The organism is Pseudobutyrivibrio sp. (assembly GCF_015057185.1).
Lineage (GTDB): Bacteria > Bacillota > Clostridia > Lachnospirales > Lachnospiraceae > Pseudobutyrivibrio.
Map to the genome: position 1 here is coordinate 106,927 of NZ_SVEV01000005.1, position 6,000 is coordinate 112,926.

Annotated in this window: 7 protein-coding genes; 3 read left to right on the top strand and 4 right to left on the bottom strand. The window is 36.0% G+C overall.

All coding sequences use genetic code 11. From position 1 onward, the window contains the following. Positions 1 to 123 precede the first annotated feature (123 nt). Together E7276_RS03660 and E7276_RS03665 are read left to right on the top strand one after the other, a co-directional pair. Positions 124 to 516, top strand: a complete 393-nt coding sequence (locus E7276_RS03660) for a pyridoxamine 5'-phosphate oxidase family protein (protein WP_294213856.1) — start codon at positions 124 to 126, stop codon at positions 514 to 516. A 92-nt stretch (positions 517 to 608) separates the two neighbouring features. Beyond that, positions 609 to 1,475 carry a DMT family transporter gene (locus E7276_RS03665; protein ID WP_294213858.1) on the top strand — a complete coding sequence of 289 codons (867 nt, stop codon included), beginning with the start codon at positions 609 to 611 and terminating at the stop codon, positions 1,473 to 1,475. Between the two features lie 8 nt (positions 1,476 to 1,483). On the opposite strand, the gene E7276_RS03670 is transcribed toward E7276_RS03665, so the two are convergent. The 4 genes from E7276_RS03670 to E7276_RS03685 form a co-directional block, all read right to left on the bottom strand. Next, positions 1,484 to 1,954: a hypothetical protein gene (locus E7276_RS03670; protein ID WP_294213860.1), complete on the bottom strand. Its 471-nt coding sequence runs from the start codon at positions 1,952 to 1,954 to the stop codon at positions 1,484 to 1,486. 16 nt (positions 1,955 to 1,970) lie between these two features. Continuing rightward, positions 1,971 to 2,669: a precorrin-2 C(20)-methyltransferase gene (cobI, locus tag E7276_RS03675; protein WP_294213862.1), complete on the bottom strand. Its 699-nt coding sequence runs from the start codon at positions 2,667 to 2,669 to the stop codon at positions 1,971 to 1,973. A 36-nt stretch (positions 2,670 to 2,705) separates the two neighbouring features. After that, complete coding sequence (locus E7276_RS03680) at positions 2,706 to 3,017, bottom strand: YbjQ family protein (RefSeq protein ID WP_294213864.1); 312 nt, start codon at positions 3,015 to 3,017, stop codon at positions 2,706 to 2,708. Between the two features lie 189 nt (positions 3,018 to 3,206). Then, positions 3,207 to 4,625, bottom strand: a complete 1,419-nt coding sequence (locus tag E7276_RS03685) for a hypothetical protein (RefSeq protein ID WP_294213866.1) — start codon at positions 4,623 to 4,625, stop codon at positions 3,207 to 3,209. 365 nt (positions 4,626 to 4,990) lie between these two features. On the opposite strand from E7276_RS03685, the gene E7276_RS03690 reads away from it, so the two are divergent. Beyond that, positions 4,991 to 5,845 (top strand): aldo/keto reductase, encoded by an 855-nt coding sequence (locus E7276_RS03690; protein ID WP_294213869.1) that lies wholly within the window; start codon positions 4,991 to 4,993, stop codon positions 5,843 to 5,845. The last annotated feature ends 155 nt before the right edge of the window (positions 5,846 to 6,000 follow it).

The window sequence follows — 6,000 nt, forward strand, 5'->3', positions numbered from 1 at the left end:
TCATATCATAATAATACCAGTGGCTCAATTATTGCACATAATTTATTATATGGCAAAGCTTGATTATTTAGATAAATTGTATATGATTAATTGTATGCAATTAATTGTTTGAGGAGGTTCATTATGCAAGAAGTTTGTGAGTTTCTTAAGAAATGTGGTACTTATTATTTAGCAACAGCTGAGGGAGATCAGCCAAGAGTTCGTCCTTTCGGTACAGCTAACATCTTTGATGGCAAGCTCTATATTCAGACTGGAAAGACAAAAGAGGTATCAAAGCAGATTCAGAAGAATCCTAAGGTTGAAATCTGTGGTATGGCTGAGGGAAAATGGATTAGAGTTGCTGGAGAGCTTGTTCGCGATGACCGCATTGAGGCTAAACAGAGCATGCTTGATGCTCATCCTTCACTTAAAAACATGTATTCAGCAGAGGATGATAACACTGAGGTTCTTTACTTCAAGAACGCTACAGCAACTATTTCATCATTTACTGAAGCACCTCGTACAATTACATTCTAAAGACAATTTGGGGATGGCATATTTGCCATCCTCTTATATTATCACTATAATTACTGTCAAAAGATTTTTACTGGAAAGGATATTGACAACATATGAAGCACTCAAACAGTATAAAAGGAATAATATTCATTTTACTTGCAGCCTTTGGCTTTTCTCTAATGACATTTTTTGTTCGTATCTCTGGAGATTTGCCAACCATGCAAAAAGCCTTCTTTCGAAATGCAATTGCACTTGTTGTAGCTTTCGCTATTCTTTTACGTTCACATGAAAAATTCGTCATAGGAAAAGGAAACAGACTTGATATGTTCTGCAGATGTTTCGCTGGAACCCTTGGCCTTCTTGCTAATTTCTATGCCATTGACCACTTGGGAATTGCCGACGCAAATATGTTGAACAAGCTCTCTCCTTTTTTCGCGATTCTCTTATCTATTATAATATTGAAAGAAATACCAAATCAATTTGACATATTTACAACAATAATTGCCTTTATCGGAGCGCTGTTTATCATACGTCCATCAGGTAATTTTTCTGCAGTATTACCAGCATTACTAGGACTCTTCGGTGGATTTGGAGCAGGCACTGCCTATGTATTTGTTAGAAAAATGGGTAAAAACGGAGTTAAGGCACCTGTTATAGTAATGTGCTTTTCTCTTTTCTCATGCCTCTTAACACTACCTTATTTAATAACCAATTATGTTCCTATGACAGCTTATCAGTGGGGCTGCCTATTAATGGCTGGTATTGCTGCATCATTAGGACAATTTTCAATAACCAATGCCTACAAATATGCTCCTGCAAAGGATATATCTGTGTTTGACTACACTCAGGTAATCTTTGCTGCTCTCCTTGGCATTTTCTTCCTAGGAGAGGTTCCAGTGTCACTTAGTATAGTTGGATACGCCATAATCATTTGTGTAGCCATTATTAGATGGAATAAAAATAGAAAGGTGGACTTCTAGTCCACCTTTTATTTATGCTCTATTCTCTTCATCCTGTCATCTAATTCATGATAAACAGGAGTTAATGGCCATGGCATCAGCTTTATGTATTCACTGTCATTTATATCTAGGCTTTCTAGCCAGCTTGTAAACTCATCAGTATTTTTATATAGTTTAACGCCATAGTCACATTTAACGTATTTACGTTTTGAGTTATCTATTTGTTCAGCTACTCTTCTAAAGCTAATTCGTCCAAACTCATCCTGTTCTTTTACAAAAGACACCTTTTCATGGACAGGCTTTGGCTCCTCAATGGAAATCTTCCCTGTGTTTAAGAAATGCTCCCACATAACCTCTGCTATTTTTTTCTTTGAGATAGGATAATTCAGCTGGGCTTCTATTTGACTAATAGAATATCCCAAATCCGCCAAATGCCTAATGGCACCACCGACTGCTGCATCATTTATAAAATTACCTAAGGCTTTGTTAAACTCTTTCAATACTTTTTCCTATTGTTTATTTACATTCTTTCACAATAATAGTCATCATATATCTAGAATTGTCAGGAATAGCCATTGCACTGTTGAATATTTTTTCCGTCTCCATGCCACAGTCTATTACCGCATATACGTTAATTTTTCCTTCAGCCTCCAGCTCAACCAGCTTTTCTTTTATCTGAGCAATATTCCTACCGCTCTTCATTATTATTTTGGTGCCAGAAAGCTTCAAGTCATCATCAAGATTCTTCTGACCTGAAATGATATGAATATCCTCGTCACCTTCTGCCAAAACCATACCCAATGAAGCAGCTGACCCACAAAAAGCAGTAATGCCATTTATAACCTCAACTTCTATTCCGTCCTTCTTGGCGTACTTCATTATGTATCCAAAGGTTGAATAGACAGTTGGATCTCCGATGGTCAAAAAGCATAAATCAAATCCATCAACTAGCAATTTTCGATACTTCTGATAAAAATCACTATGAAGTCTTTCAAGCTCAGCTTCATCCTTTGTCATTTCAAAATCTAAGCTAATTATCTTTTTGTATTTCAGTTCTGGTACTGCTGGCAAAGCAATCTGGTATGCTCTACATTGTTCCTTATCAGCTCTAGGAAGGCAAATAATATCTGCCTCCTTAAGGGTCCTAACAGCTTTCAACGTCAATAATTCTGAATCTCCTGGACCAACGCCTACTCCATATAATATTCCTGCCATAACTTATCCTCTATCCATTCTGTCATCAATTTAATCTTAAATGAACTTTACTGCAGTTCCATAAGCCAAAATCTCTGCTGCGCCCTGCATTACAGATGATGATGAATATCTAATTCCTATAATTGCATCTGCACCAAGCTGCTCAGCCTCATCAACCATTCTCTTTGTGGCAATCTGTCTAGCCTCTATAAGCATATCTGTATAACCCTTTATTTCTCCACCTACAAGAGTTTTCATGCCTGCCATAAAATCCTTACCAAAGTTCTTTGACTGAACAATGGTACCCTTTACTAATCCTACTACCTCGTAGTTTTGTCCTGGAATTGTTTCAATATTTAATAATTTCATAATGCTACCTCCCATTGTCTATTTTTATTAGTTACTAATACTTGTCTGGTTATAACCATTCTTATGAAGTTCTTGATTTTATACCCCACAAGATTACTTTTATATATTATTGCCTACATGGCCTACTTTCGCAATAGCTAGTATAGAAAAAAGGATACAGCAAAAGCTGTACCCTTTAGAATTTAATTATTAATTGTTTGTAGAGTCTGTACCTTCATTTGATGAAGTATTATCTGTTACTTCAGTAGATGAAGTGTTCTCTGCAGAAGTAGTGTTGTCTGTTACCTCTGAAGTTCCTTCTGAAGCTGCTTCTGTAGTTGAAGTTGTTTCTGTGTTTGTGCTATTTGATGTTGTATTATCTGTGCTTGTTGTAGTCTCTACAGATGTATTAACTGTGCTCTCCTCATTATTATTCTGTGTTGAATAATAATCAATTCTATGCTCTCGATATAAAGCATACTGATTATTCTCATTATAAATACCTGTTGCAAGAATAAATCCATTTTCATCAGAATCAATGATGCCTACTGAAATAGTATATGGTGTCTCTGATGTACCTTCTGAATCAATACAAATATTATAGTTTCCATCTTCAGAACTAATGATTTCATCATACATATATACTGTTCGTACAACTTCTGGATCGAAGTATGAAGAATTTTTTCTTAGCTGCTCAACCACATCATTAAATGCAACACCGGCATCTGTAGCTCCAAGATATTCCTCACCATATTCATCAACACCATACAAAAGATATACTTTTACATAGCCTAGCTGATCTTCACTATTATAGTTTCCAATCTCTAGTTCTGTACCACTAGAGAGATTTTCACCATTTCTATCCCAATATGTATATCTTACGTTATAAGCATCACCAGTATAATCAACCCATAAATAGTAATGACAACCATCAGCCTGAATCTCTCTAACTTTTGTTAAGCCCTTACATAATTCCATTGCCTGAGAATCACCCTTAGGTGTTATTACTACAACAGCATCTGAATTTGAACTAGCCATTGCAGCACCTTTATTTTTTGACGCTGCGACCAATGATGTTGTGAGAGATCTCTGAACATCAGCATAATTAGAAATTCCTAAAATATTTGCAACGATATATGCATCAGGTGTAATCTTTACACTTTCATCAAATAGTGCTGTAACAGTGATTCCTGCATTAGCACATGCCTCTAGTGTAGTTATATCGCGCCCTTCCTTTGAACCAATTAATGCATAGTGCATATAATAGTTTAAAATAGGATTTGGTTTATCTGAAAAATCTAAATCTGTATAAGCTGATGCATATGCTGCAGGATCAAAATTAGGATTACATGTTCTTCCTTCATAAATTCCACATTTATAAAAATGCTCAAATAAAGTCTGATAATCATCTCCAAGAGCTTCCACTAATTCTGGATTCTGAGCCTTGTAGTATTCAAAGTCAAACATGCTTTCAATAATAGGGATTGCTTCATTTGGCATGTAGCAATATTCTACCATACTTGGATCTCCAGCCTGTGTCAGACCTGCCGCCTCAGCTGTATTTGATGTTGCAATTGTTGTACCTGCAACTACCATAGCCATTAATGCCATTACTAATTTCTTTTTCATTATCGTTCCTTTCGTTATAAAATATTAAATAATAATCAACCGTTCAAAATTATATATCTTTTCTCTTGTTTTTGTCAATATATTTATTAATAACTCTGCATTACTCCATCTTTTTATAACGCTTTTTACTTAACGGACGGAATCATAGGTTAATAAAACAATTTCATTATCTCAGACTAACAAAATATCATACATCACAAGTATTTTGCGATATCCCAATTACAAATACAAAATTCAACTCTCAATATAGCCTCATACTCCACTATCTATCAGAATCCCTGTGGATTATTACACAGTCATTGTGCTAATATTAGAATGGTTTGATGCAAATTATGATGAAATCAAATTTTTTAAGGGAGGTTTTTATGGAGTCACTTACAACACGAAAGCAGCTTAATAATAGTACATCCATTCCAATGCTTGGCTATGGCACTTATAAAATCAAGGACCCGGCTGAAGCTTACAATTCGGTTAAGCTTGCATTGGATAAAGGCTATCGCCATATAGATACTGCAGCATTTTACGAGAATGAAAAAGATGTTTCTACTGCTATCACAGATTTTATTAATGCTGGCCATGCAAAACGAGACGAGATTTTTGTCACCAGCAAGGTATGGAAAACAGAGCTTGGTTACGATAAAACTCTTGCAGCCTTTGAGCGTACCATGAAAGAAATGACACTAGATTATCTTGATTTATATTTAGTTCACTGGCCATCATCCTCTGCTTTTGACGACGATTGGGTAAACACCAACAGACAAACTTGGAAAGCAATGATGGAAATCTATAAATCTGGTCGTGTAAAGGCTATTGGCGTATCCAATTTCCTTACTCATCATCTTGATACCATCATAGATATGGATGTAATTCCAGCTGTAAATCAAATAGAAATCAATCCGGGATTTTTACAGAAAGACACAGTAGACTACTGCCAAGACAAGGGAATAATTGTAGAAGCATGGTCACCACTTGGTCGTGGCAAATCACTCTCTCACCCAGTGCTTCAGGAGCTTGCTGCTAAACATGGAAAGTCCGTAGCTCAGATTATACTTAGATGGGAAATCCAGCATGAAGTTATCCCTCTTCCAAAATCAGTTACTCCAGAGCGTATTGTAGAAAACTCTCAGGTATTTGATTTCGAGTTAGATGAGGATGATATGCAGTCTATAGATGACATTCCACCATACGGAAACAGCGGACATAGTCCAGACGCACCATAATAGAAAAAATAAGGGGCTGTTAAAAAACTCCCCTAAAAAGGTAAGGAGTGAAATCTTCGGATTTCACTCCTCTTTTATAAAAAAAAGAGCCACAGAACTATGTCTGTGACCCAATTCCGGTATATAATTATACCTATGCTAACCAAATTAAATAT